This window comes from Streptomyces sp. ERV7, assembly GCF_001653515.1.
Classification (GTDB): domain Bacteria; phylum Actinomycetota; class Actinomycetes; order Streptomycetales; family Streptomycetaceae; genus Streptomyces.
This window is the reverse complement of sequence record NZ_LYOY01000106.1, coordinates 1-21,850: the sequence shown is the minus strand read 5'-3', so window position 1 is coordinate 21,850 and position 21,850 is coordinate 1. Positions and strand designations below refer to the sequence as shown.

The 21,850-nt window shown below is 68.9% G+C and carries 33 protein-coding genes and 1 pseudogene; 4 read left to right on the top strand and 30 right to left on the bottom strand.

The window, feature by feature from the left end:
• The first annotated feature begins 145 nt into the window (after window positions 1-145).
• A complete protein-coding gene (locus tag A8W25_RS31315; RefSeq protein WP_067167888.1) occupies window positions 146-550 on the top strand; it encodes a hypothetical protein in 405 nt (134 codons plus the stop codon).
• On the opposite strand, the gene A8W25_RS31310 is transcribed toward A8W25_RS31315, so the two are convergent.
• The 4 genes from A8W25_RS31310 to A8W25_RS31295 form a co-directional block, all read right to left on the bottom strand.
• Window positions 547-1,134 (bottom strand): hypothetical protein, encoded by a 588-nt coding sequence (locus A8W25_RS31310; RefSeq protein ID WP_067167886.1) that lies wholly within the window; start codon window positions 1,132-1,134, stop codon window positions 547-549. The genes A8W25_RS31315 and A8W25_RS31310 overlap by 4 nt on opposite strands.
• A 163-nt stretch (window positions 1,135-1,297) precedes the next feature.
• Window positions 1,298-1,783 (bottom strand): hypothetical protein, encoded by a 486-nt coding sequence (locus A8W25_RS31305; protein WP_067167885.1) that lies wholly within the window; start codon window positions 1,781-1,783, stop codon window positions 1,298-1,300.
• A 7-nt stretch (window positions 1,784-1,790) separates the two neighbouring features.
• Window positions 1,791-2,279, bottom strand: coding sequence for a hypothetical protein (locus A8W25_RS31300; protein WP_067167883.1), 489 nt, complete (start codon window positions 2,277-2,279; stop codon window positions 1,791-1,793).
• On the bottom strand, window positions 2,276-2,719 hold the full coding sequence (locus A8W25_RS31295) for an ATP-binding protein (RefSeq protein ID WP_079126561.1): 444 nt from the start codon (window positions 2,717-2,719) through the stop codon (window positions 2,276-2,278). The genes A8W25_RS31300 and A8W25_RS31295 overlap by 4 nt, the downstream gene beginning before the upstream one ends.
• 244 nt (window positions 2,720-2,963) lie before the next feature.
• Here A8W25_RS31295 and A8W25_RS31290 point away from each other — a divergent pair, with 244 nt between their 5' ends.
• Both A8W25_RS31290 and A8W25_RS31285 read left to right on the top strand, forming a co-directional pair.
• A complete protein-coding gene (locus A8W25_RS31290; protein WP_199831886.1) occupies window positions 2,964-3,833 on the top strand; it encodes a helix-turn-helix domain-containing protein in 870 nt (289 codons plus the stop codon).
• Complete coding sequence (locus A8W25_RS31285; protein ID WP_067167879.1) at window positions 3,830-4,051, top strand: DUF397 domain-containing protein; 222 nt, start codon at window positions 3,830-3,832, stop codon at window positions 4,049-4,051. Before A8W25_RS31290 ends, A8W25_RS31285 begins: the two co-directional genes overlap by 4 nt.
• 160 nt (window positions 4,052-4,211) lie before the next feature.
• Here A8W25_RS31285 and A8W25_RS31280 read toward each other — a convergent pair whose 3' ends face one another.
• The 17 genes from A8W25_RS31280 to A8W25_RS31205 all read right to left on the bottom strand — a co-directional run bounded on the left by A8W25_RS31280 (window position 4,212) and on the right by A8W25_RS31205 (window position 17,482).
• Window positions 4,212-4,412: a hypothetical protein gene (locus A8W25_RS31280; protein WP_420708543.1), complete on the bottom strand. Its 201-nt coding sequence runs from the start codon at window positions 4,410-4,412 to the stop codon at window positions 4,212-4,214.
• A 53-nt stretch (window positions 4,413-4,465) separates the two neighbouring features.
• Window positions 4,466-4,699, bottom strand: coding sequence for a hypothetical protein (locus A8W25_RS31275; RefSeq protein WP_067167876.1), 234 nt, complete (start codon window positions 4,697-4,699; stop codon window positions 4,466-4,468).
• A 60-nt stretch (window positions 4,700-4,759) separates the two neighbouring features.
• Complete coding sequence (locus A8W25_RS35345) at window positions 4,760-5,611, bottom strand: GH25 family lysozyme (RefSeq protein WP_067167874.1); 852 nt, start codon at window positions 5,609-5,611, stop codon at window positions 4,760-4,762.
• 67 nt (window positions 5,612-5,678) lie between these two features.
• Window positions 5,679-7,178: a hypothetical protein gene (locus tag A8W25_RS31265; RefSeq protein WP_199831885.1), complete on the bottom strand. Its 1,500-nt coding sequence runs from the start codon at window positions 7,176-7,178 to the stop codon at window positions 5,679-5,681.
• A 218-nt stretch (window positions 7,179-7,396) separates the two neighbouring features.
• A complete protein-coding gene (locus A8W25_RS31260; RefSeq protein WP_067167873.1) occupies window positions 7,397-8,245 on the bottom strand; it encodes a hypothetical protein in 849 nt (282 codons plus the stop codon).
• Between the two features lie 8 nt (window positions 8,246-8,253).
• On the bottom strand, window positions 8,254-9,354 hold the full coding sequence (locus A8W25_RS31255; RefSeq protein WP_067167871.1) for a hypothetical protein: 1,101 nt from the start codon (window positions 9,352-9,354) through the stop codon (window positions 8,254-8,256).
• Window positions 9,351-10,394 carry a hypothetical protein gene (locus A8W25_RS31250; protein WP_067167869.1) on the bottom strand — a complete coding sequence of 348 codons (1,044 nt, stop codon included), beginning with the start codon at window positions 10,392-10,394 and terminating at the stop codon, window positions 9,351-9,353. The genes A8W25_RS31255 and A8W25_RS31250 overlap by 4 nt, the downstream gene beginning before the upstream one ends.
• Before the next feature lie 13 nt (window positions 10,395-10,407).
• On the bottom strand, window positions 10,408-11,298 hold the full coding sequence (locus tag A8W25_RS31245) for a phage distal tail protein (protein ID WP_067167889.1): 891 nt from the start codon (window positions 11,296-11,298) through the stop codon (window positions 10,408-10,410).
• 2 nt (window positions 11,299-11,300) lie between these two features.
• Window positions 11,301-13,721: a phage tail tape measure protein gene (locus tag A8W25_RS31240; protein ID WP_067167868.1), complete on the bottom strand. Its 2,421-nt coding sequence runs from the start codon at window positions 13,719-13,721 to the stop codon at window positions 11,301-11,303.
• A gap of 228 nt (window positions 13,722-13,949) precedes the next feature.
• On the bottom strand, window positions 13,950-14,435 hold the full coding sequence (locus A8W25_RS31235; RefSeq protein WP_067167866.1) for a DUF7426 family protein: 486 nt from the start codon (window positions 14,433-14,435) through the stop codon (window positions 13,950-13,952).
• Window positions 14,435-14,974, bottom strand: coding sequence for a phage tail tube protein (locus tag A8W25_RS31230; protein ID WP_067167863.1), 540 nt, complete (start codon window positions 14,972-14,974; stop codon window positions 14,435-14,437). Before A8W25_RS31230 ends, A8W25_RS31235 begins: the two co-directional genes overlap by 1 nt.
• Window positions 14,975-14,987: 13 nt before the next feature.
• Window positions 14,988-15,419: a minor capsid protein gene (locus tag A8W25_RS31225; RefSeq protein WP_067167861.1), complete on the bottom strand. Its 432-nt coding sequence runs from the start codon at window positions 15,417-15,419 to the stop codon at window positions 14,988-14,990.
• A complete protein-coding gene (locus A8W25_RS31220; protein WP_067167860.1) occupies window positions 15,416-15,769 on the bottom strand; it encodes a hypothetical protein in 354 nt (117 codons plus the stop codon). Before A8W25_RS31220 ends, A8W25_RS31225 begins: the two co-directional genes overlap by 4 nt.
• Window positions 15,766-16,086, bottom strand: coding sequence for a hypothetical protein (locus tag A8W25_RS31215; protein ID WP_067167858.1), 321 nt, complete (start codon window positions 16,084-16,086; stop codon window positions 15,766-15,768). Before A8W25_RS31215 ends, A8W25_RS31220 begins: the two co-directional genes overlap by 4 nt.
• Entirely contained in the window at window positions 16,083-16,472 is a 390-nt protein-coding gene (locus A8W25_RS31210; protein WP_067167856.1) for a hypothetical protein, read from the bottom strand. The genes A8W25_RS31215 and A8W25_RS31210 overlap by 4 nt, the downstream gene beginning before the upstream one ends.
• A 3-nt stretch (window positions 16,473-16,475) precedes the next feature.
• Window positions 16,476-16,604 (bottom strand): hypothetical protein, encoded by a 129-nt coding sequence (locus tag A8W25_RS35520; RefSeq protein WP_267890406.1) that lies wholly within the window; start codon window positions 16,602-16,604, stop codon window positions 16,476-16,478.
• A gap of 23 nt (window positions 16,605-16,627) precedes the next feature.
• Window positions 16,628-17,482, bottom strand: coding sequence for a phage head protein (locus A8W25_RS31205; protein ID WP_067167855.1), 855 nt, complete (start codon window positions 17,480-17,482; stop codon window positions 16,628-16,630).
• 315 nt (window positions 17,483-17,797) lie between these two features.
• On the opposite strand from A8W25_RS31205, the gene A8W25_RS31200 reads away from it, so the two are divergent.
• Window positions 17,798-18,106, top strand: coding sequence for a hypothetical protein (locus A8W25_RS31200; protein WP_067167865.1), 309 nt, complete (start codon window positions 17,798-17,800; stop codon window positions 18,104-18,106).
• Between the two features lie 23 nt (window positions 18,107-18,129).
• Here A8W25_RS31200 and A8W25_RS35890 read toward each other — a convergent pair.
• The 9 genes and pseudogenes from A8W25_RS35890 to A8W25_RS31165 all read right to left on the bottom strand — a co-directional run.
• Window positions 18,130-18,213 (bottom strand): annotated as a pseudogene (locus tag A8W25_RS35890) (hypothetical protein); the annotation flags it as partial.
• Window positions 18,213-18,752, bottom strand: a complete 540-nt coding sequence (locus tag A8W25_RS31195; RefSeq protein WP_067167863.1) for a phage tail tube protein — start codon at window positions 18,750-18,752, stop codon at window positions 18,213-18,215. The gene A8W25_RS31195 and the pseudogene A8W25_RS35890, both read right to left, overlap by 1 nt.
• A gap of 13 nt (window positions 18,753-18,765) precedes the next feature.
• Window positions 18,766-19,197: a minor capsid protein gene (locus A8W25_RS31190; RefSeq protein WP_067167861.1), complete on the bottom strand. Its 432-nt coding sequence runs from the start codon at window positions 19,195-19,197 to the stop codon at window positions 18,766-18,768.
• Window positions 19,194-19,547 carry a hypothetical protein gene (locus A8W25_RS31185; RefSeq protein WP_067167860.1) on the bottom strand — a complete coding sequence of 118 codons (354 nt, stop codon included), beginning with the start codon at window positions 19,545-19,547 and terminating at the stop codon, window positions 19,194-19,196. Before A8W25_RS31185 ends, A8W25_RS31190 begins: the two co-directional genes overlap by 4 nt.
• On the bottom strand, window positions 19,544-19,864 hold the full coding sequence (locus A8W25_RS31180) for a hypothetical protein (RefSeq protein ID WP_067167858.1): 321 nt from the start codon (window positions 19,862-19,864) through the stop codon (window positions 19,544-19,546). Before A8W25_RS31180 ends, A8W25_RS31185 begins: the two co-directional genes overlap by 4 nt.
• Window positions 19,861-20,250, bottom strand: a complete 390-nt coding sequence (locus A8W25_RS31175; RefSeq protein ID WP_067167856.1) for a hypothetical protein — start codon at window positions 20,248-20,250, stop codon at window positions 19,861-19,863. The genes A8W25_RS31180 and A8W25_RS31175 overlap by 4 nt, the downstream gene beginning before the upstream one ends.
• 3 nt (window positions 20,251-20,253) lie before the next feature.
• Complete coding sequence (locus A8W25_RS35515; protein ID WP_267890406.1) at window positions 20,254-20,382, bottom strand: hypothetical protein; 129 nt, start codon at window positions 20,380-20,382, stop codon at window positions 20,254-20,256.
• A 23-nt stretch (window positions 20,383-20,405) separates the two neighbouring features.
• Window positions 20,406-21,260, bottom strand: coding sequence for a phage head protein (locus A8W25_RS31170; protein WP_067167855.1), 855 nt, complete (start codon window positions 21,258-21,260; stop codon window positions 20,406-20,408).
• A gap of 15 nt (window positions 21,261-21,275) precedes the next feature.
• Window positions 21,276-21,850: hypothetical protein (locus tag A8W25_RS31165; RefSeq protein ID WP_107470848.1), on the bottom strand; the 575-nt coding region annotated here is incomplete at its 5' end.

Below are 21,850 nucleotides of genomic sequence, written 5' to 3'. Positions count from 1 at the left end.
GGAACCGGGGCCGCGCTCTGTGGAGGGCCGCGGCGCCTTCCACCAGGGGCCGACAGCTTCTCCTGTCGGGGTAGGGGTAGCCCCGCCCGTCCGGCTCGGGGGAAACACGGGCGGGCGGGGCCGTCTGTGAGGCTAGGCTCGCTATATGGCTGAGCCTTTCGTCAGCGGTGACGCACACCACCTTGCGTGTGGGATCTGTCCGTCTCGCCTGTTTTCGGTTGGCGAGTTCGACGTGTACGACCGCCCGACGAAAGAATGCCCGTTCAATCCCGCTGACGGGCACAGGTACGACGCCAACGGCGTGCCGGTCTGCGTCCACCCTGAGAAGGTCGGACTACCCGCGGCGAGGTACAAGAGCGAGGGCGCCGAGTTGGTCGCGAAACTCGCGCTTCCCGCGACCGAAGCTGAGCTAGTCCCGTTCCTGCGGGAACAGCTGTACGGCGCAGCGCCGTGCCTGCTCGACGACCTGCTCGAACAGGCTCACGTCGAGATTCCCCGGACGTTCCCGGGCGTCGACGTGTTGGCGACGCTGCGCCGCGCGCTCAACTAGTTGATCGTGGCGAACCCAGGAACGAACCGCCGGCCGCCGTCGAGGATGCCGACGGGCTCGTACTTGGCCATGACGACGGCGCGCCGCTTGGCGGTCTCGGCCTTGCCGAACCAGTACCGCTCATTCAGTGAACCCCAGGCAGCGCGGTACACCTGGTGGGTGTAGTCGCCATGGTCCCACTCGCCGATGGCCTCACGGTCGGTGGCGTGGACGAACTTGATGCCGGTGCGGTCCTGGATGCGAGACAGGACGGTGAACTGTGCGGCGAGGGCGTGGATCATTTCATCCACAGGGATGGCGACGGGGACCTCGGCGGCCTCTTCGTTCCCGTCGGTCATCTCGTAGACGGCTGACTTGATGGCCATGGCGCGCATGGCCTCGGGGAACAGGGGCTCGGTGTCCTTGTGGATATCGAACCCGTCCACGAGGGCGTAGCCCATGAAGCTCGTCCAGTCCTCGTCGTACTTGGCGCACGCGGTGCGCAGACGGTCGTACTCGGGGTCAGCCTCGACGGCCGCAAGGATCTCGCGGGCGCGTTCGGCGACCTTTTCAGGCGCGGGGCGGGACAAGATCACGTCACTCACGGTTGACTCTCCTTGTCGGTTTGGTGTGCCTTGCCGACCGCCCCACCTGCTTTTGGCCTTCCAGTTCCTTGGCGGGTGGGGCGGAACTTGGGACCCGTTACGCTCGGCCTCAGCGGGTCGGCCCGGGGTCTCTTCCACCTCGGGGCGGCCCGTCCTCGTGGGGTCAGGAGCGGCGGCGGGCGTAGGTGGTGCCCCACATGACTTGGCCGCGGTCGTGGCTGGCCCGTAGATGGGCGTCGGTTTCGGCGGGGGTGGCTGTGAGCGGCAGGGGGGCGAGAACGAGACAGATGCGGCACAGCAAGCCGGCCGCAACCAGACGTACCCAGTCCACGGGCGGCGAGGGAATGGTCATGACGTACTGGTCGTGGCCGTAGTCGAGTGCGGCGAGTTTGTCGCGGATGAGGATGCGTCCGCCGATCATCGGCGGTTCCTCGGCTCCGGGCCCTAGACACAGCGAGGTGGCGAGGGTCCGCATGTTGGCCTCGATGTCCTCGACGGTCTCGGCGGCTCGGCGCGGCCCGGGATGGATGATGAGCAGTTGGGCGATGTCGCCGTCCGTATCGCGGTGGATGCCGGCCGCAGCGGATACGCCGATGACGAATGCGGGGCTCGGCGGCACGGCGGTGGCGGGTTGTTGTGTGGGAGCCATGGGCGGGTTACCTCCGGCCCTTGACGGTGAGGGTGGCGCGGTAGGTCCGTTGTGCAGCGGTGGCGCGGTGCAGGAAGTCTTCGACTTCGGGCTGTTTCATGCCGAGGCGCAAAGGGTCAAGCACCAGGGTTACGGCGGCGCAGCCTACGCGGGCTGCTTGGATGCGCCATCGCGGATTGTCGTCCGGCAGGGCCAGTAAGACCCGGTCGTGTCCGTAGTCGAGCGTCGGGCGTCCGCGTTCAAGGTCGAGTCGAGCCTCGACGACAGGGCCGCGGTTGGTTGTGCGGCGGAGTCCGAGGCCCTTGGCGAGGCTGGTGAGGCGGCGGCTGATGATCGTCCAATCGTCGCCGTTCTGGCGTCGGGCGCCGTGCCCAATGAGCACGTGAGGGGCCACGGCGCCGGTTGGGGAGCGCGTGCACCATGTGGAGACGATGAGCTCGTCGACGAACTCGGCGCCCGGGAGGAATGGCGAGTTGGGAACGTACAGGTAGGTCATCTGGCCTTCACCTCTGCCCACACGGCCTTACCCGGCGGGATGTCGGTGATGCCCCAGGCTCCGGGGCACAGGGCGTCAAGGATGATCAGGCCGCGTCCGCGGTCGCTGTCGTCGGACTCGGGGCGCATTCGGGGGTGGGTGCGCACGGAGTCATGGACCTCGACGCGGGTCCGGGTGTCGTCGGCGTCGAGGACAACGCGCATGGTTTCGCCGGGGCCGGTGCCGTAGCGGATGGAGTTGGTTACCAACTCGGACGCGATCAGTACGGCGGCGTCAACGTAGTCGCCGCTGGCATCCGGAACGTTGTGGGTGACGTACTCATGAACGAACTCCCGTGCTGCTTTGGCTGATTCAGCCTCGCCAGCTAGCAACAGGATGGAAGGCGGGCCGAGTTGAGGTCCGCAGCAGGCAGGCAGCGTGCCCCGTCGTAGTTGGATCATGCATGTCCCCTTACGGGCAAGTCCCAACCCCAGCATGGCAGTTCGTCATCAGGGGCGGGCGCAATTGCATTTCTCTCCCACAGAGTGCTCCTATCGCGTGCGGTCTAGCAACCCCACACACGGTCGCGTAGAAAATTGCATATGCCGACAGGAGGGGAGAGGCGGGATGGTAAGTGAGCAGGTGACAGGCGATGACCGGTCACGGCAGACTGACGAGCACGAGCCCGGACAGGGAGGGGAACCAGTGAGTGCGCCTACTGTGCGCCGGCGGCGCCTTGGTGCGAAGCTGCGCGCCCTGCGCGGTGAAATGACCCTCGGCGAGGTCGCCGAAGCGTCCGGGGGCAAGTTCATCGACTCCAAGCTGTCAAGGATGGAAACGGCCAAGAGCGCGGCCAAAGCGAAGGATGTCGAGCAGCTGCTTGACCTCTACGTCGAGTTGGGCCGCGAGGTCAGCGACGAACTGCGCGCCGCGTTGGTCACCCTCACGAAAGAGGGCGGGCAGCGTGGTTGGTGGCACTCGTACCGGGGCGTCCTCACGCCTGTGTACGAGGACCTGATCAGCCTTGAGGCTGAGGCTGAATCGGTCTCGACATGGCAACTGGGTGTGATTCCCGGGTTGCTCCAGACGTCGGAGTACGCGCGCGAGATCATCCGCACGACGGCAATGTCTGAGGCGGTCGAGGCGCGGGTCGACGCTCTCGTCGAGGTCCGCCTCGCACGTCAGTCAGTGCTCACACGCGACAACGAACCGTTGACCCTGTGGGCGATCATTGCCGAGCAAGCTCTACGGTCGACCTGTGAAGACGCAAGCGTGATGCATGAGCAGTTGGGGCGGCTGCTCTCAATGGGGAAGCGGCCCAATATCAACGTTCAGGTGCTTCGCGCGGATGCTCCCCTACACGCAGGGCAGATGGGCGGCTTCACGCTCTTGGGGTTCGGGCCCCATGCGGATCTCGACGTTGCTCACTCGGAGAGCCTGACTTCGATTCTGTACATCGAGGATCAAAACCCGGTCGCCACATACCGGGACGCCTGGCAGCGTCTCACGTCCGCCGCTGAGTCGGTCGAGGCTTCGGCGGAGTTGATCACAGAGATAAGGAAGAACAAAGCATGAGCCATGTTGACGACGCTTCGACTCTGCCCGTGACGTGGTGGAAGTCGTCGGCGTCTGGTGCACAGGGGGACTGTGTCGAGTTCGGCATCGTCAGTACAGCGACGATTGCCGTCCGGGACAGCAAGGCCCCGCACGGGCCCGCGCTGCTGCTGGGTTATGAACAAACAGCCGCGTTTGTCGCGGCTGCGGCTTCGGGCCAGTTTGGCGGCTTGCAGTAAGGGAGCTGCGTTCCACACGACGGCCCGCCCCCGCGGCATTCGGGGGCGGGCCGTCTGGTGTGCGGGCTGAACCGTTCGAGAGTACGACGCGACGGCCACGGCGTCAGCAATGACAAAACGCCCCCACACGGCCGTGAGTGGCCGTGTGGGGGCTCTGTGTTCAGTGGGCCGGGGATGCCTGCCAGAGGGCCAGGAGCAGGCTCGCAACGGCGACCAGTGCCGCGATGGATGGCAGGGGCCATCGGGACCGCTCGACGGCGTCGAGGCGCTGCTCGTGGTCGGCGAGCTGGCGGTCGGTCTGGTCGCTGCGCTGTACGAGCAGGGCGAGTGCTCCGTCGACGCGGGCGAATCCCTCGGCCATCGTGCCGCGGAGCTTTTCCAGCTCGACGGCGACGGACGGCTCGGGCGGCTGGGTCACGCGCTACCGCCCTTGTCGTCGAGCAGGCCGAGGCCGACGCGGTCGAGTATCTGCTCGACTGCGGGCAGGGCCATGACGCGGGCGAGTCCGCCGGCGACGGCGAGGGCTCCGGCGACCCACGGCAGGGTGTCGGGGATGCCGGACGCGTTGACGATGGCGGGCAGGGCGACGGCGAACGCTACGACTCCCTGAAGGATGGTGCGGACGGTGCGCTTGGCGGCGTCAGTCATGGTGGGGGCTCCTGTTCGGGAAGGGGGCCCGCCCGGCACTGTGCTGGGCGGAGGTGGGGTTTAGCTGGTGACGTTGAAGCTGTGGCGGCGGGCGAGGGCGTCGAGCGAGGCACGGCCGGGGATGCCGTCGGCGTCGGCCCCGGAGTAGTTCAGACGTCGCTGCCACTGGGCGTACGCGGTGACGGTGGCGCTGCCGAAATGCCCGTCGACGTAACCGCGGTCGAGCAGTCCCTCGGCGGCGAGGGCGTCCTCGACGACGCGGGCCCCCGCGTAGGTGACGGGGGTGCCGTCCCTGTCGGGGTCCTGGCGGGCCGCGGCGACCAGCTGCGAGAGGTCGACGGACGGGCGGGCCGGCGGGGTGCTGCCCTTGGCGGCCCATGCCCGGAGTGCGGCGCGGTCGGCGAACGCGGCGACGTTGGTGTCGACGGGCTCGTCGGTGTACTGGTGGAACAGCCACTCGGCCTCGATGCGGGGCCGCCCGGCGGTGACATAGTCGGCGATCCACAGGGCGTCGCCGGCGTTGCTGGTGGTGTCGCGGTTCTTCCAGTATTCGAGGTTGCAGTACAGGCCGACGCGGTGGGTCGAGCCGCGGAGCCGCTTTACCTCGGCAAGAAACGCGTCCTTGTCGGCGCAGGAAACGCCCGCGTCTTCCCAGTCGGCGAACAGCGGGTCGCCCTCGATGCTGGATGCCTGCTCGACGAAGTACGCGGCCTGCGCGCGCATGCTGCCGGGACGCAGGAAGTGGTAGAAGCCGACGACCAGGCCGGCCGCGCGGGCGTGCTCGGCCTGCTCGCGCATCTTGGGATTGATGTAGCCGGTGCCCTCGGTCGCCTTGACGATGGCGAAGTCGAGGCCGGACGTGCTGAACGTCGCGGACTGGTAGGACGAGACGTCAACGCCCTTAACGGTCATGGTGGTTGTCTCCAGACATGAAGGAACGCCCGGCGCGGTGCGCGGGGCGTGCGGGTGGGGGTAGTGGCTAGACGTAGGCAAGCGCCATGACGGCTGGGTCGAGGCCGACCTCGCCGGTTGCCTGGTTCACGGTTGAGGGCAGGGACCCTTGGCTGTTCAGGCACCATGCGCGCTGGAACGTCGTGCCCATAAAGAAGTTGGCGGGGGCGCTCGGCGACTCGTTCTGAACGTGCATGTAATAGAAGTCGGTTGCGCTTCCGGCGGACATGAGGAATGCGGCCCAGTAGCGGCCCGGTTGCAGCGTGACGGCCGCCGACAGCGGCACCGGGACGGCGCCGATGTGGTTGGTTGCAGCGCCCGGGGCAACGCCCGTTCCTTGCCCGGCGGCGGGCAGGCTGGACACCTGCCCGGATGTCGCAATGAGGCTGCCCGCTTCGTTGTAGATACCGGCGTAGAACCGGGCGGCGGGTACGGCCGTGGAGCCTGCCCAACCACGCGCAAAGATCGCGACGCGGTTGACCTGTGTCGGCTCCGTGATGTTGATGCCGGACAGGTAGAGGCGCTGGACGACGGCGGCCTTGGTCGCGGTCGGGTTGGAGACGTGGGCAGGATCGCACGACCACGCCGCGAACCCGAGGGCCTGCGGCGTCCACGCGTTCCGCTCCGCGGTGGACGGTAGCTGCGCGGTGGGCAGACGGCTGGACGCGTCGAGGGACGCGACGCCGTTCGCCGCGCCCCGGGTAGCAGTGGCGAGGGCGCTCACGTCGGCCGCGGCAAGGGTGACATTGCCGGTCTTGCCGTTCACGGACGCGACGGCGCCCGTCCCGCCGGCGCCCAGCGTGAGTACGGTCCCGTCGGCCTGGCGGACCTTAAGCGCCCCGCCCTCGGCGTACAGGAGCACGCCGTTTGTGTGGCTGGTGGTTGGGACGGTGGCGGCGTTCTCCATCGCCAACAGGCCGCGGTCACCGTTGCCCAGCTGCTTCAGCGTCCCCACGTACAGGTTGCGTACGAGGGCGTTCGTGTTCGACGTGATCTCCGCGTCCTTGTTGACGGCGGTGTACACGGTCTCTGCGGCGTTGGACGCCTTGAACACGTCGGCAGTGGTGCCCGCGTAGACGACGTGCAGCATCCCGTCCATACGGGAGTAGGCGCCGCTGTTCGCGACGGCGCCCACGTCGGCCGCGCCGAGGGTGACAGCGGCGGCGCTCTTGCCGTTGACGGACTGCACCACGCCCGGGGCGCCCGCCGGGCCGGCGGGCCCAGTCGCCCCGGTGGCACCCTTGGCCCCGGTCGCGCCCGCCACGCCGGTCGGGCCAATGGCGCCGCGCGGGCCGGTGAGCGAGGTAAGCCACTGAGCGGCGGTGCCGACGAAACCGGCGGCGAGGGCGACCTCGTACGCACTGTCGCCGCGTACGGCGATGTACTGGGGCTTGGTGGGGTCGGTGGGGGCAATGTCGGCCAAGTCCACGACGGGGTGCTCGGCGGGCAACAGAAGCTGATACGAGCGGCCGGTCGGGATGCCCGACAGTTGCTCGGTGACGGTGTACGACCAGCCGCTCGGGTCCATGCCCGGCGCGTCGGTGGCGGGCAGGGTCGCGGATATCTGCCCTTGGGCGTCGAGCTGGGCGACGACGGGCCCGCCGAGGATGACATCGGCGGCGGGGAAGGTGAGCTGTGCCGGGGCCCGGAAGGTGACGGAGCCAGACAGGGGCTGACCATCGGGGGCCAGGAATCGGCCCCGGACGGTGACGGTCGGGATGGACTCGGGCAGCAGGGGACGACTCCCTAATCGGTGGAGGACGGCGCGGCCTGGGGCGCTGTGGCGCGGGCAAGTGAGGTCGGGCGCGGGTCGGGTACTTCGCTCTTGGAAGCGGTGGCGCGGGTGAACGCGCCAAGCACGTGCGCCATGACTCCGGACGTGCCGGACTTCTGGCGGACCTGTAGGCGGAAATAGCAGGGCAGCAGGTAGGCGGCGCCATGCAGCGGGGTGACGAACTGCTTTGCGGCCCACGCGGTGGACGTGGGGGCGGCGGTGACGCTCGCGGTCCCGATGTCGGTCCACGTGGTGGTGTCGGTGGTGCGGTACTGCAACAGGACTTCACAGGTCGAGCCCCCGCCAGCGCCGAACTCCACGACGACCACGGCGACGGGCTGCTGAGCAGGGAAGACGCAGAAGTACCGGTTCTGAAAGTTGGAGTCGTTGACGACGTCGCTTCCTGTGCTCACGAGCCGGTTGAACACCAACGGCATGTAGGGGGTGCCCATGCCCCACCCGGTGGTGGTCTCGTCGCTGAGCACCTGATTGCCGGACCGGTCCCACACGCTGACGGCCTGGGTGTCGACGCCGAGGGCGGACGGGATCGCGCGCACGGTGATGGCCTCGGTGCCGTCCTCGCGCTGGATAATCAGTCCCTGTTGCGGGGTGCCGTTGGTGTGGTTGTAGAACGGCGGGAGTTGGCCTACGCCGAACAGGCCGGTTCCGTCTGGCGCGGTGACGGACAGCGATCCGCCCTCGCCGATCCGCACGGCGCCGTGCGTGATCTCGTTCATAGCGGGGCGGATGTTGGCGCGGCCGGTGAGTTCGTGCACGCGCCGTTCAAGGTCGCGGATGCGGTCAAGCAGGTCGAGGGGCACAGCAGCCACTAGGCAGCCTCCAAGTACAGGCGGGCGGTTTCGGGACGACCGCGCTCGGGCGGGGTGATCGACAGGCCGACGACGCGGTATCGCTCGTCAAGTCCCTTGGGCCACCACAGGTCGCGGATGCGGAGCCGGATCACGGAGCCGAGCAGGGCGGGTGACAGTGGGGTGCGGTCGAGGGCGACCGTGATTTCGGGGATCGTGCGCGGGCGGCGGGCCGCTTGCCAGTCGGCGCGGGCGTGCGCGTCGAGGACGCTCTGTTGCACCACGGTCCCGTAATCCGACGTTCCGTCGAGGCGGGGCCATCCGGCGGCGAGGTCGTCGTCGGCGATCAGTTCGGCGGACATGAGCGGGGTGGATTCGCTGGTCTGATTCGAGTTGGTCGAGGCGCCCCTCGACTGCCACGCGTTCGCGCGCTGCGTCCCGTCGACGGGCCACGCGTAGGACAGGACGGGCCCGGGGTGGTCGAGGACGATGTCGGACGCCCCGCCATGGATGACGGGGTGTCCGAGCTGCAAGCGTTTGACTCTGCGCCCTGACTCGGGGTCGCGGTGGACGGCGATACGCCACTCGAACCCGCCCTCGACCTTGCCGAGTTGGTCTAGCAGGTCGCGGATGGTGGGCAGGTCGTAGCGGCTGTACGTGCGGTCGCGGACCACTCCCGAAAGCTGCTCGTCGTACTCGATGCCGATGTCGCCGCCGGGGGCACGCTGGGCATAGTCGACCAACGAGCGTGCGAGGTCGAATTGATCGACGCCGGTCGCGGTCTGGGTGTCGAACACGCGGCGGTGGTCGAGGTAGCTGTCGAAGGTGCCGGCCTGGATCTGCATGGCCAGGAACCCGCGGGCATCGCTGGCGACGTTCGCTGTCCAGATGATGCCTCCCCACCACAGATCGCGTCCGCGCTCGATCCACAGGGCGGTGCGTGCTGGCTCGACGGCGTCCCGGACGCGCGCGGCCATGGCGGCGTTGGGAATGGGGATGGTGCCTGATGCGCTGCCGGTCTTGCCGATCCAGTCGTCGAGCGTGACCCCTTGCAGGGGGAGTACGTCGAGGAGTTGATCGCTGCGCAGATCGCACAGCAGGGCGCGGTAGGTACCGGTCATGGGCCCTGCCATATGAGAGCGGCTTTGGAGTAGCTGGACGAGACGCCAGTCAGGGCGTTGTCTACGTAGATCTGCATCTCGATGTAGTCGCCGGCCTTGAGCACGACCGGCCGCCCGGCGGCGTTGGACTGTCCGCCGTTGCTGTTGGCGATGTACGACATGGACAGGCCGTTGCCGCCGTTGGTGATGAAGGTGGTGCGCCCGTTGACTGTGCCGCCGGGCCAGATCTGATGGGTGTAGATGAGGTACAGGCCGTCGACGGGGGCAACCAGCCGACTGTCTCGGGCGATGTTCCACATGCCCGGGTCGGATATGGCATCCGTCCCGTTCCATGACAGGGTCGTGTACCGGCCGCCGGCGAGGTTGTAGTCGCTGCTCTTGTAGACCGACACGTAATGCCGCTCGACCGCGTCCCGCCATGCCGTGCCCGTCCAGCGTTCAAGGCCGCGGCCACTGTCGCGGTACTGGCCGACGTAGGCGCCGGGGGTGGAGGGCCCGCCGGGCGGGGTGATCCCGCCGTGGCTGGTGGTGTAGCGGCGGCGGTCGGCAAGCGCGGTTGACCAGTTGATGCCGCCCGTACCGGCGGAGGTGCCGGCGGGAACCGTGATGTCCCACAGGCGCAGCGTCGCCGCCGGAAGGGCCGGCGGGGCGGGGGTGGACGTCTCCGGCCCCTTGATGACTTCGAGGCGGGCAAGGGTCTGCCCCGACGTGTCGTACAGCCCGTCATAGACCTTGACGACGACGGAGTCGATACGGCCGTACTGCGCGTGCCCATCGCTGACAGTGAGGGTTTCGGGCGCAGTGATGGCAACGGGGTAGGCGCCCTGGCCGAGGGTGCCCTGAACGATCGCGCGGCCGGTGGCAATGCGGACTTGCATCGTCCCCACGCCCGCCGCGAGGAGAGGATTTCCCCCGGCGATCACGCCGTCGCGGGTGAGTAGTTCGCCCTCGGGGGTCATCGTGCCGAGCGGCGCGAGGCGGGTGTCTTCCCGGGTCTGTCCGCCCGGGGCGGTGAGCAGCCAGGCAGAACGGACCGTCATAGATGCGGCCTCCTTACCAGTAGGCCGAGCGAAACCGCACGGCGGCGGATGCTCGGGGGTCGGATGAGCCGGGGGCCGCGCGGAACGCAAGATCGCTGGTGCCGGGCGGGAACGTGAACGTCTGCTCGGGCACGCTGCGCGCGGTGGCGGTGTAGAGCCGGCTTGCCGAGCCGTTGAGGGTGACGGTTCCGCTCGCGGTGTCGACGGCCAACTCGTCGCCGTCGGCGAGGGCGAGGTCGTACTCGACGGTGTCCCCGGTGTTGATGTTGGTCAGGCTCGGCCGCTCGGCCGGGCCCCGGAAGGTGATCAGGGGGTGTGCGGGGGCGTCGCCTTCGTTAAGTGCGGTCATGGCGCCCGTGGCCCCTGGCGGTCCCCAATCAAGCGGCCATGCAAGGGTGTTAGCCCAGTCGAGGCCGGGCTCGGCCTGCGGTAGCCGGGCCTCGATACGCCGCTCGGTGAGGCTGTAGCGGCGGGGGTCGGTGGCCTCAAACTGCAAGGCGGCGCCCTGGACGATGCCGACGCCGTACCCGCCGGTCCCAACGGGCACCGCGCGGCGCAGGCAACGAGCCCAACTCAGCAGCGGTGGCGCAGAGTCGAGCCGGACGACGAGGGGTATCTCGTCATCCCGCAGTGCCGTTGCGGCGGACAAGGCCCGAACCGCGCGGCTCATCTCGGCAGGCTCGGTACGGATGATGATTCCGTCGAGGGTGACCGTCCGGGCCTGCGCGAGCAGGCGACCCGGGTAGGCGCCGTGCCCGTCCGCCTTGTTGACCGTGCCGGAGTCCAGCGCGGGGGAGTCCTCCCACCCACTCAGCGACCGCCACCCAAACGCGGTGCCGGGGCCGAGCAGCAGGTCGCCGAACTGGACGTGTCCGGGCACACTGACCAGGTCACCGGGGAGCATGGTCACCCCCTCGCCTTGGCGTGCCACGCAAGCGCGCTTGCGTTCTGCTCGGGTGACTGGTCGCCGCCGTACCAGTGCTCAATGTGCACGGCCGGACCGCCCCAACTCGCCGAGCCATAAGCGGTGTTGGTGGGAGGGATACCGCCGACGCTGAACCGCGGGGCGGGAACGGTGACCAGGTTTTGCATGGTGCGGTCGACCGCACCGGCCCCAGATTTGATGCCCTCGATAATTCCCGTCGGGATGTGACGGCCGATCTGATCACGCATCACGCGCGAGGGAGAATGGATTCCAAGTGCTTTCGCGATGGGCCCCGGGATCATGTTTTTCGCGAACGACATGAGTTTCGACTTCAGCCATGAGCCCAGGGCCTTGACACCATTCCAGAGGCCGCGAACCAGGTCGCCGCCTTTGTCGTACAGCAGCGATCCGAAATCGCCGAAGTATCCCAGGATGGTGCCCGGGAAATTCACGAGCCAGGACAGTAGCTCGCCCGCTTTCCGGATCGTGCCATCCTTGATCGACTGCCAATGCTTGATGAACAGCCCGGGGAGAGTCCAGTTCAGGAAGAACGAGACGATACGCCCCGGAAGGGCCTTGATCCAATCAACCGTGCCGTTCCAGATGCGGACAGTGCCAGCCTTGATGTCGTCCCAGTGCTTGATGACATTGCCAACGATCGTCCAGTTGAGGAAGAAGTCGAGGAGGAATTGACCGATGCCCTTGATCGTGTCCCAGACGAACCCCCAGGCGGACACCGTCCATTGCTTGACGGTGTCCCAGTTGGCGACGACCAGGGCGACCAGACCGACAATGGCGGCGATCACCCAGCCAACGGGGCCCATCGCGATGACCCAGGCCGCGGCCATCCGTCCAGCCTGAATGAGGGACTGCACCCCCATGAGGACCCAGGCGGCAACTACGCGAACCGCGGTGGCGCCGGCGGCGACTCCCTGCGCGAGCCAACCGCCCACGATCAGGGCGTTGGTCGCCACGAACCGGACGGCTGCGACCGCGCCGGCGGCACTCTGGGTGATCCAGCCCCACACCACCAGGCCGGCCGTGGTGACGGCCTGAACGCCAAGGACGACCAGCGAGGGCAGCAGTACCGCGCCGATGACAACCGCGGCGACCTTCAACTCGGTCGAGTGCTCCCGAATGAATCCGACGGAGGCCCGGAACGCCTTACCGAGTCCACCCTCGTCCACCCATTTGGCGAGCGATTCAATGACGGGAATGGCCTTTCCGCCAATGAAGTTGACGACCTTAGTCTCTAGTCCCCGCTTGAATTGCTCAATCTTGGTTGCGGCATTGTCGCGCATCGCATCGCCCGCTTTATCGGTGGCGCCCTTGACATTGCCGAGAGCTTGCACCGCCGTTTTCGGGTCGAGCTTAAAAAGTGCTTGCTGCAAATCCTCGGCCTTAGTGCCGAAGAGTGCGACCGCAGTTGCATTCCTTTCCGCCGGGTCCTTAATGGCCTTGATGCGTTGCAGGACATCGCCGAGTGCCTTCGAGGCGTTAGGGCCACCCTTGGTGAAGATGGCGGCCATCTTGTCGCCGTTGAGTCCGATCGACTTGAACGCCTCGACGGACGTCTTACTCATGTCCTTCGAGCGGATCGCGAATTCCTTGAGCGCGTCCGCGACGGTGTCCGCGTCGCGCGCTCCGCCCTGAAGCCCCTGTTGCATGAGGCCCATTGCGGTTTGCGCGTCGAGCCCCAAGTCGCGGAACTGCGTGGGGTATTCGCTGAAGGTGTCGAGCAGATCCTCGGCGGCGTTCGTGCCGTTCTGGCTGCCCTTGACCAGGACATCCATCGCCTCGTCGGCGCTCTTGGCAATGCCGGACTTCAGCATCGTGCCGACCGCGCGCGAGACCTTGCCGACGTCCTCGCCTATGACCGCGGCGGTGTCGGCCACGCGCTTGCCCATCGTCTGGACCTGCGCCTGTGTTGCCTCGGGCGGCAGTAGGCCGTTTTGGGCTATGCCTTTGATGACCTCGGCGCCGTCCTCGACGCTGTCGACGATCGCCCCGGAGTACAGGGCGCCGGCGACCTTGCCGTACTTGGCTGCTACCGGGCCGGTGGACCCCAGTTGGGCTTGGAGCTTCCCAGCGACCTTCTGCCGGTTCATGGCCTCGCCGACTCCGGCCATCAGGGCGGCGCCGATACCGGCGCCGATCACCCCGGCGGCGATGCCCTTGAGGGCGGTGGACATGCCGCGGGCGGCGCGGTCGCCGCCGGATGCTGCGCCGTCGGCGACGCCTTGGCCGAGTTGAGTACCGGCCTGCTGTCCCGCGCGGTCGGCGGTGGCGGCGATCTGGTCGCCGCCGGCCTGGACGGCGGCGCGGGCCCGGTCCATGCCCGCGCCGGTCTGGGAGTCGTCGATACCGACGGTGGCGAAGAGTTCGCCCACCCGGAGCGCCATCGGGGCATCACCTCCGGGGGGTCGTGCCTCCCGGTGGTGCGGGAGCGTCGGGCGGAGGTGCGAGAACCGAGGCGAGGCGCGACTCGGCGGAGAGGAGGGCGAGGATGCGGACGCGCAGCCATCGCCACGAGCGGGTTTGGAGCAGGCCGGGGGCGCCTACGTCAATGCCGTAGGTCTGGTGCAGATCGGCTTCCACGAGCGGCCACTCGTCGAGGATGCGGGCCCATGTCACTTGCGGCGCTTGGCTGCTGCCTTTGCGCGGGGCGGTGCCGGGTGGGTACTCGTACCACTCGTAGAGCCCTGATTCCTGGTCGAGTTCGCCCCGCCCGATCGGCTGCGCCGGGCCGCTCGGTTCGGGGCCAGTCGAGAAGGGTCGCCGGCCGCGTTCCAGAACCGTTCGGCGGCGGCCTTGTCCTGGGCAACCCACACCATGGCGGTCAGAGCGCAGTGTTTGAGCGCGGGCCACGGCACGGCATCGGCGACCATCTCGTCGTAGGCCGGGCCGAGCAGGTCGCGGTACAGGTCGCGCTCGGCGGCGTCGCTGAGCACCTGCTCGTCAACCTTCCCGCCATCGGCGGCAACAGCCGCGGCGTGCACGATCGCCTGAGTGCGTAGGCCGATCTCGGCATTGGGGGCCGGGACGGTGTACGTCCGCTCTGCGATGGGGAGTTCGAGGGATTCGTCGAGCAGCTCCCCAAGGGGTGCGAACGCCACTATGCAGCCACCCCCTTGAGCGGGGTGGGCTCCGCGGCGGCGAGCTTGCTGGTACCGGCTGCGGGGTTGGCAATCTCGGCGAGCGGGCCGGATCCGGTGAACGTGATTTTCACGGTGTCGACCTCGTCCGGGCCTCCGCCGTCGGGCTCCCACGTAACCAGCGCGGTGCCTTCCTGGGCGTCGTCGGCGCCGTTGCGGTCGTAGAACCGTATGTGTACGTAGGACTTGGCACCGAAGGAACGAGCAGCCTTCCTGAGCGCTTCCTGAGCGGCGTTGAACTTGCCGGTCACGGGGTGCGCGCGGTGGGCGACGGTGGTCTCGACGGACCACGCGAGCATGGTGACAGCCTGCTCGACCCATCCGTCGGTGTCGTAGGTCGACACGTCCTGTTGGGTGGGTTCAATCTTGGGGGTGAACTCGGTGATCCCGGGCACGAGCGTCCACACAGGGGTTGCGGGCGCGGTGCCCATGTCCAGCTCAAGCCGGTAGCGGCGAGCAAGTGCGGTGATCGTCTCGGCCGGGGGCGTCGGCGTACTCACAGGGGGGCGCCTCCTATTCGAGGTGGGGTGTCGCGCGGTGCGCGCGGGCGTAGTAGTTGGCGGTCCGCTCCCAGCGGCCGGAAGAGTCGGCGCCGATCGGGGCGGCCGAGACGCGATAGAGCAGCTGCACCGGAACGGCCCCGAACCGGAAAGGCCCGGCGCCGTGCAACAGGGCGAACAGCTGGTCGTCGAGGGCGTCGACCTCGCGCGGGTCGGCACTGGCGCGGGTGCGAACCTGAATGCCGGTCGTCGTGTCGGTCAACAGCGACGACTCGGCGACGGGATAGGCCGCAAGGCAGATCAGGCGGTCGGGAGCGGGAGGGGTGGCAGCGATGGTGATCGCGGTCTCGTCCGGCGCGTACAGGCCGTCGGGCCGGTAGGTGCCGAGACCCTGCTCGGCGAGCAGGCGGGCGAGGCCGTCGAGGAGATCGACTGTGTACGTCATGAGCGCAGCGACCGCCGGAGCTGGGTGGCGATGATCTCGGCGACAACCGGGGCCTCTTCGGTGAGCGGCCCTTCGAGGTACTTCGCACTGCGCCCGGCGTCGTGCCGGTAGGTCAAGTTCTCGTGCTGCCGCACCGCGTACGGGGTGTCGTAGGACACGGCGGCGGCGAGGGCCTGCTCGTCGACGGTCGCCGTCCCGCTGCGTTCGAGGGTGGCCTCTTCGATCGGGACACGGGCGCGGGACGTGGCGAGGACATGCTCGGCGGCCAGACGCAGACCACGCGCGGCGGCCTCGCGGGTGCCGCGGACGGCGGCGTCGCCGGTCCAGATGAAACGGGCGCGCTGGGTCACTCGCAACTCACCTCCGTGGACTGCGGCACCGAAAGGCCCGGGGCGGTGTGGTGGGCGACGCTGATGACCCGGGTGGTGCGGCCGTCGGGCAGGGTGATGCGGGACTCGGCCGGACAGTGCAGATCCGGCGCGGCGATGATCTGCGCCGTGCTGATGACCTCGCGCCCCTGCGGGTTGCGGACGGTCCGCACGGTCTCAGCGACCAGTGCGGGCACGCCTGCGATTGGCGGCCCGTAGACAGGCCCGTATGCGCCGTCGCCCTGGTACGGCTGGATGGTGATGCGGTGGCGGAGCAGCCAGGCAGGGACGCGGTTCACCAGATCACCCCCGGCAACAGTCCGGCCCGCTTGAGGGCGCGGTGCGCGCGTGGGGCGAGGTCCACGGCGGATGCGGCGGCCGGTGGCTGTTGGCGGCCGGACAGGGAGACCGGGCCGATGCTGACGCTGTCCCACTGGCCGGCGGCTCCCGTGCCGTCATCGCCCGTGGCGAGCTGGTACTCGACCTGTGCACATACGGCGTCGCTCATGGCCTGCACCACCTTGGGCGCGGTGGGGTCGCCGTCGGCGTCGACCGCGTAGCAGGCGGTCAACAGGGCGTCGTCGATGTCCTGGGACGCGCGGGCGAGCAGGCGCTCGGCGCCGGGCGGGGCGGGGCTGCCGGTCCACGCTGAGAGCTGTTCGGGGGTGGCGTAGACGCGGCCCAACGGCTACACCTCCTTGCCCGTCTTGCGGCGGGACGGCGAACGCCCCGCGGCCGGTGGCTGCGGGGCGTCCTGGTCAGGCTCGGTATCTGGCGCGGGGGCCGGGTCGGGCTGGTGGTAGCGGCGCAAGAGCATGAAGGAACGTTTCCTCTCTCTGGTCAGGTGGTCGCCAGGGTGCCGATGCAAACGCCCTTGTCGTCGAGGCGCTTGACGGCGTAGTGCACGTTCGTCGTGATGACGGTGGTGCGCTTGAGGATGTCGCGGTCGGTCTCGACGATGGGGGCGCGCTTGTAGAGCGCGCCGAGACTGTTGTTCTTCAGAACCATGAACTTGCCCGGGGCGAGCCGGTTGGTGATGAACACGGGCAGTCCGGCAATGGCGCCGATCTGCCCGGTGCGTACGGGGGTGTCGCCGCCGAGCTTGGAAGCGTCGATGAACTGCGGGTCGTTGAACGCCTCAGCCTGCTGCGCGGAGTTGAGGAACAGGCCGGCGAACTCGGCCGGCTCCCACTCGTCGCCGAACTGCGCGAGCGCGGGAACGACCGCGTCAGTCCACGTGAACTTGGTCTTCCCCGTGAGGGTGTTGAACGTGTACGGCTTGCCTCCGCCCTGCGCGGTCTCGTCCGCCTGGGCCTGGGCGATGAGGGCGGCGTCGACCTTGCGGGCGGCGAGGATGCCGAACTGTCGCTGTGCCTCGCCGCGCGGGTCGCCGAGACCGGTAAGGAGTGCCTTGTCGGTGATCTCGACGGCCTTACCGGCCTCACGGATTACGGCCTCGCTCGACGCCTGGGTCATGACGCTGGTGGTCATGGCGGTGCCCTCGGTGAGGTCGTCCAGCTCGCCGAGCGCGGCCCACTTCGGAAAGTTGATCTTGTCGCCAGGCTGGCCAACGAGCGTATTGTCGGTGACGACGGCGCCGCTGCCCATGACACGCACGGTGCCGGTGAACAGGGCCTGTGCCATGTCGGCCCAGACTTCGGGAACGATCAGATTTGCGGCGGTAGTTGCGGGCATGCGGGCCCTCCTTCGTTACGGGGTACCGGCGAGGCGCCGGTAGGTGTCGGGGTCGGTCTGGAACAGCTCGGCGCGGGCGGCGTAGTCCATGCCGGCGAACTGCTGGGCGGTCACTCCGCCGCTCGGTCCGCCGGAGAACTCGGCGCCGCTGCGGGCGGGCCCGACGGGAGCGGCGGCGAGCTTCGGGTTAGTGGTGATGGCGGCGGTGATCGCGCCTTGTACGGCGGCGCTGTCGCTCGGGTCGACCTCGGCGAGCGAGGCGGCAAAGGTGCGGGAGTCGAGTAGGGCGTCGGCGTCGCCTCCAGCCGCGGCAGCATGGCGGTATACGGCGAGTTCGACGGCGGTCTGTCGGGCCTGCGCCTGCGAGGCGGTGAGCTGTGCCGTGAGCTGCGCGGGGTCGGCTTCCTGCCCGTCCGGGATGATGCCGAGGGCGCGGCCGATGTCCTGGGCGAGCTGGCTGCGGGCCTCGTCGGCGGCCTTCTGCTTGGCGGTGACGCGCTGCTTTCCAGCCTCGGCACGCGTGGCGGCGAGGTCGGATTCGAGGCGGGCGATGGTCGCCGCGCTGTCCTCACCCTGAGCGGGTGCGGGTCGGCGGCAACAGCCGCGGCGTGCACGATCGCCTGAGTGCGTAGGCCGATCTCGGCATTGGGGGCCGGGACGGTGTACGTCCGCTCTGCGATGGGGAGTTCGAGGGATTCGTCGAGCAGCTCCCCAAGGGGTGCGAACGCCACTATGCAGCCACCCCCTTGAGCGGGGTGGGCTCCGCGGCGGCGAGCTTGCTGGTACCGGCTGCGGGGTTGGCAATCTCGGCGAGCGGGCCGGATCCGGTGAACGTGATTTTCACGGTGTCGACCTCGTCCGGGCCTCCGCCGTCGGGCTCCCACGTAACCAGCGCGGTGCCTTCCTGGGCGTCGTCGGCGCCGTTGCGGTCGTAGAACCGTATGTGTACGTAGGACTTGGCACCGAAGGAACGAGCAGCCTTCCTGAGCGCTTCCTGAGCGGCGTTGAACTTGCCGGTCACGGGGTGCGCGCGGTGGGCGACGGTGGTCTCGACGGACCACGCGAGCATGGTGACAGCCTGCTCGACCCATCCGTCGGTGTCGTAGGTCGACACGTCCTGTTGGGTGGGTTCAATCTTGGGGGTGAACTCGGTGATCCCGGGCACGAGCGTCCACACAGGGGTTGCGGGCGCGGTGCCCATGTCCAGCTCAAGCCGGTAGCGGCGAGCAAGTGCGGTGATCGTCTCGGCCGGGGGCGTCGGCGTACTCACAGGGGGGCGCCTCCTATTCGAGGTGGGGTGTCGCGCGGTGCGCGCGGGCGTAGTAGTTGGCGGTCCGCTCCCAGCGGCCGGAAGAGTCGGCGCCGATCGGGGCGGCCGAGACGCGATAGAGCAGCTGCACCGGAACGGCCCCGAACCGGAAAGGCCCGGCGCCGTGCAACAGGGCGAACAGCTGGTCGTCGAGGGCGTCGACCTCGCGCGGGTCGGCACTGGCGCGGGTGCGAACCTGAATGCCGGTCGTCGTGTCGGTCAACAGCGACGACTCGGCGACGGGATAGGCCGCAAGGCAGATCAGGCGGTCGGGAGCGGGAGGGGTGGCAGCGATGGTGATCGCGGTCTCGTCCGGCGCGTACAGGCCGTCGGGCCGGTAGGTGCCGAGACCCTGCTCGGCGAGCAGGCGGGCGAGGCCGTCGAGGAGATCGACTGTGTACGTCATGAGCGCAGCGACCGCCGGAGCTGGGTGGCGATGATCTCGGCGACAACCGGGGCCTCTTCGGTGAGCGGCCCTTCGAGGTACTTCGCACTGCGCCCGGCGTCGTGCCGGTAGGTCAAGTTCTCGTGCTGCCGCACCGCGTACGGGGTGTCGTAGGACACGGCGGCGGCGAGGGCCTGCTCGTCGACGGTCGCCGTCCCGCTGCGTTCGAGGGTGGCCTCTTCGATCGGGACACGGGCGCGGGACGTGGCGAGGACATGCTCGGCGGCCAGACGCAGACCACGCGCGGCGGCCTCGCGGGTGCCGCGGACGGCGGCGTCGCCGGTCCAGATGAAACGGGCGCGCTGGGTCACTCGCAACTCACCTCCGTGGACTGCGGCACCGAAAGGCCCGGGGCGGTGTGGTGGGCGACGCTGATGACCCGGGTGGTGCGGCCGTCGGGCAGGGTGATGCGGGACTCGGCCGGACAGTGCAGATCCGGCGCGGCGATGATCTGCGCCGTGCTGATGACCTCGCGCCCCTGCGGGTTGCGGACGGTCCGCACGGTCTCAGCGACCAGTGCGGGCACGCCTGCGATTGGCGGCCCGTAGACAGGCCCGTATGCGCCGTCGCCCTGGTACGGCTGGATGGTGATGCGGTGGCGGAGCAGCCAGGCAGGGACGCGGTTCACCAGATCACCCCCGGCAACAGTCCGGCCCGCTTGAGGGCGCGGTGCGCGCGTGGGGCGAGGTCCACGGCGGATGCGGCGGCCGGTGGCTGTTGGCGGCCGGACAGGGAGACCGGGCCGATGCTGACGCTGTCCCACTGGCCGGCGGCTCCCGTGCCGTCATCGCCCGTGGCGAGCTGGTACTCGACCTGTGCACATACGGCGTCGCTCATGGCCTGCACCACCTTGGGCGCGGTGGGGTCGCCGTCGGCGTCGACCGCGTAGCAGGCGGTCAACAGGGCGTCGTCGATGTCCTGGGACGCGCGGGCGAGCAGGCGCTCGGCGCCGGGCGGGGCGGGGCTGCCGGTCCACGCTGAGAGCTGTTCGGGGGTGGCGTAGACGCGGCCCAACGGCTACACCTCCTTGCCCGTCTTGCGGCGGGACGGCGAACGCCCCGCGGCCGGTGGCTGCGGGGCGTCCTGGTCAGGCTCGGTATCTGGCGCGGGGGCCGGGTCGGGCTGGTGGTAGCGGCGCAAGAGCATGAAGGAACGTTTCCTCTCTCTGGTCAGGTGGTCGCCAGGGTGCCGATGCAAACGCCCTTGTCGTCGAGGCGCTTGACGGCGTAGTGCACGTTCGTCGTGATGACGGTGGTGCGCTTGAGGATGTCGCGGTCGGTCTCGACGATGGGGGCGCGCTTGTAGAGCGCGCCGAGACTGTTGTTCTTCAGAACCATGAACTTGCCCGGGGCGAGCCGGTTGGTGATGAACACGGGCAGTCCGGCAATGGCGCCGATCTGCCCGGTGCGTACGGGGGTGTCGCCGCCGAGCTTGGAAGCGTCGATGAACTGCGGGTCGTTGAACGCCTCAGCCTGCTGCGCGGAGTTGAGGAACAGGCCGGCGAACTCGGCCGGCTCCCACTCGTCGCCGAACTGCGCGAGCGCGGGAACGACCGCGTCAGTCCACGTGAACTTGGTCTTCCCCGTGAGGGTGTTGAACGTGTACGGCTTGCCTCCGCCCTGCGCGGTCTCGTCCGCCTGGGCCTGGGCGATGAGGGCGGCGTCGACCTTGCGGGCGGCGAGGATGCCGAACTGTCGCTGTGCCTCGCCGCGCGGGTCGCCGAGACCGGTAAGGAGTGCCTTGTCGGTGATCTCGACGGCCTTACCGGCCTCACGGATTACGGCCTCGCTCGACGCCTGGGTCATGACGCTGGTGGTCATGGCGGTGCCCTCGGTGAGGTCGTCCAGCTCGCCGAGCGCGGCCCACTTCGGAAAGTTGATCTTGTCGCCAGGCTGGCCAACGAGCGTATTGTCGGTGACGACGGCGCCGCTGCCCATGACACGCACGGTGCCGGTGAACAGGGCCTGTGCCATGTCGGCCCAGACTTCGGGAACGATCAGATTTGCGGCGGTAGTTGCGGGCATGCGGGCCCTCCTTCGTTACGGGGTACCGGCGAGGCGCCGGTAGGTGTCGGGGTCGGTCTGGAACAGCTCGGCGCGGGCGGCGTAGTCCATGCCGGCGAACTGCTGGGCGGTCACTCCGCCGCTCGGTCCGCCGGAGAACTCGGCGCCGCTGCGGGCGGGCCCGACGGGAGCGGCGGCGAGCTTCGGGTTAGTGGTGATGGCGGCGGTGATCGCGCCTTGTACGGCGGCGCTGTCGCTCGGGTCGACCTCGGCGAGCGAGGCGGCAAAGGTGCGGGAGTCGAGTAGGGCGTCGGCGTCGCCTCCAGCCGCGGCAGCATGGCGGTATACGGCGAGTTCGACGGCGGTCTGTCGGGCCTGCGCCTGCGAGGCGGTGAGCTGTGCCGTGAGCTGCGCGGGGTCGGCTTCCTGCCCGTCCGGGATGATGCCGAGGGCGCGGCCGATGTCCTGGGCGAGCTGGCTGCGGGCCTCGTCGGCGGCCTTCTGCTTGGCGGTGACGCGCTGCTTTCCAGCCTCGGCACGCGTGGCGGCGAGGTCGGATTCGAGGCGGGCGATGGTCGCCGCGCTGTCCTCACCCTGAGCGGGTGCGGGTG

Bases quoted from the DNA above. Each gene is read 5' to 3' on its own strand.
- A8W25_RS31240 (WP_067167868.1), bottom strand. From the start codon at position 13,721: ATGGCGCTCCGGGTGGGCGAACTCTTCGCCACCGTCGGTATCGACGAC.
- A8W25_RS35515 (WP_267890406.1), bottom strand. From the start codon at position 20,382: ATGCTCTTGCGCCGCTACCACCAGCCCGACCCGGCCCCCGCGCCAGAT.
- A8W25_RS31305 (WP_067167885.1), bottom strand. From the start codon at position 1,783: ATGGCTCCCACACAACAACCCGCCACCGCCGTGCCGCCGAGCCCCGCA.
- A8W25_RS31190 (WP_067167861.1), bottom strand. From the start codon at position 19,197: ATGACGTACACAGTCGATCTCCTCGACGGCCTCGCCCGCCTGCTCGCC.
- A8W25_RS31225 (WP_067167861.1), bottom strand. From the start codon at position 15,419: ATGACGTACACAGTCGATCTCCTCGACGGCCTCGCCCGCCTGCTCGCC.
- A8W25_RS31200 (WP_067167865.1), top strand. From the start codon at position 17,798: ATGGCGGTATACGGCGAGTTCGACGGCGGTCTGTCGGGCCTGCGCCTG.
- A8W25_RS31275 (WP_067167876.1), bottom strand. From the start codon at position 4,699: ATGACTGACGCCGCCAAGCGCACCGTCCGCACCATCCTTCAGGGAGTC.
- A8W25_RS31205 (WP_067167855.1), bottom strand. From the start codon at position 17,482: ATGCCCGCAACTACCGCCGCAAATCTGATCGTTCCCGAAGTCTGGGCC.
- A8W25_RS35520 (WP_267890406.1), bottom strand. From the start codon at position 16,604: ATGCTCTTGCGCCGCTACCACCAGCCCGACCCGGCCCCCGCGCCAGAT.
- A8W25_RS31285 (WP_067167879.1), top strand. From the start codon at position 3,830: ATGAGCCATGTTGACGACGCTTCGACTCTGCCCGTGACGTGGTGGAAG.
- A8W25_RS31280 (WP_420708543.1), bottom strand. From the start codon at position 4,412: ATGGCCGAGGGATTCGCCCGCGTCGACGGAGCACTCGCCCTGCTCGTA.
- A8W25_RS31255 (WP_067167871.1), bottom strand. From the start codon at position 9,354: ATGACCGGTACCTACCGCGCCCTGCTGTGCGATCTGCGCAGCGATCAA.
- A8W25_RS31250 (WP_067167869.1), bottom strand. From the start codon at position 10,394: ATGACGGTCCGTTCTGCCTGGCTGCTCACCGCCCCGGGCGGACAGACC.
- A8W25_RS31315 (WP_067167888.1), top strand. From the start codon at position 146: ATGGCTGAGCCTTTCGTCAGCGGTGACGCACACCACCTTGCGTGTGGG.
- A8W25_RS31245 (WP_067167889.1), bottom strand. From the start codon at position 11,298: ATGCTCCCCGGTGACCTGGTCAGTGTGCCCGGACACGTCCAGTTCGGC.
- A8W25_RS31170 (WP_067167855.1), bottom strand. From the start codon at position 21,260: ATGCCCGCAACTACCGCCGCAAATCTGATCGTTCCCGAAGTCTGGGCC.
- A8W25_RS35345 (WP_067167874.1), bottom strand. From the start codon at position 5,611: ATGACCGTTAAGGGCGTTGACGTCTCGTCCTACCAGTCCGCGACGTTC.
- A8W25_RS31265 (WP_199831885.1), bottom strand. From the start codon at position 7,178: ATGGACCCGAGCGGCTGGTCGTACACCGTCACCGAGCAACTGTCGGGC.
- A8W25_RS31295 (WP_079126561.1), bottom strand. From the start codon at position 2,719: ATGATCCAACTACGACGGGGCACGCTGCCTGCCTGCTGCGGACCTCAA.
- A8W25_RS31300 (WP_067167883.1), bottom strand. From the start codon at position 2,279: ATGACCTACCTGTACGTTCCCAACTCGCCATTCCTCCCGGGCGCCGAG.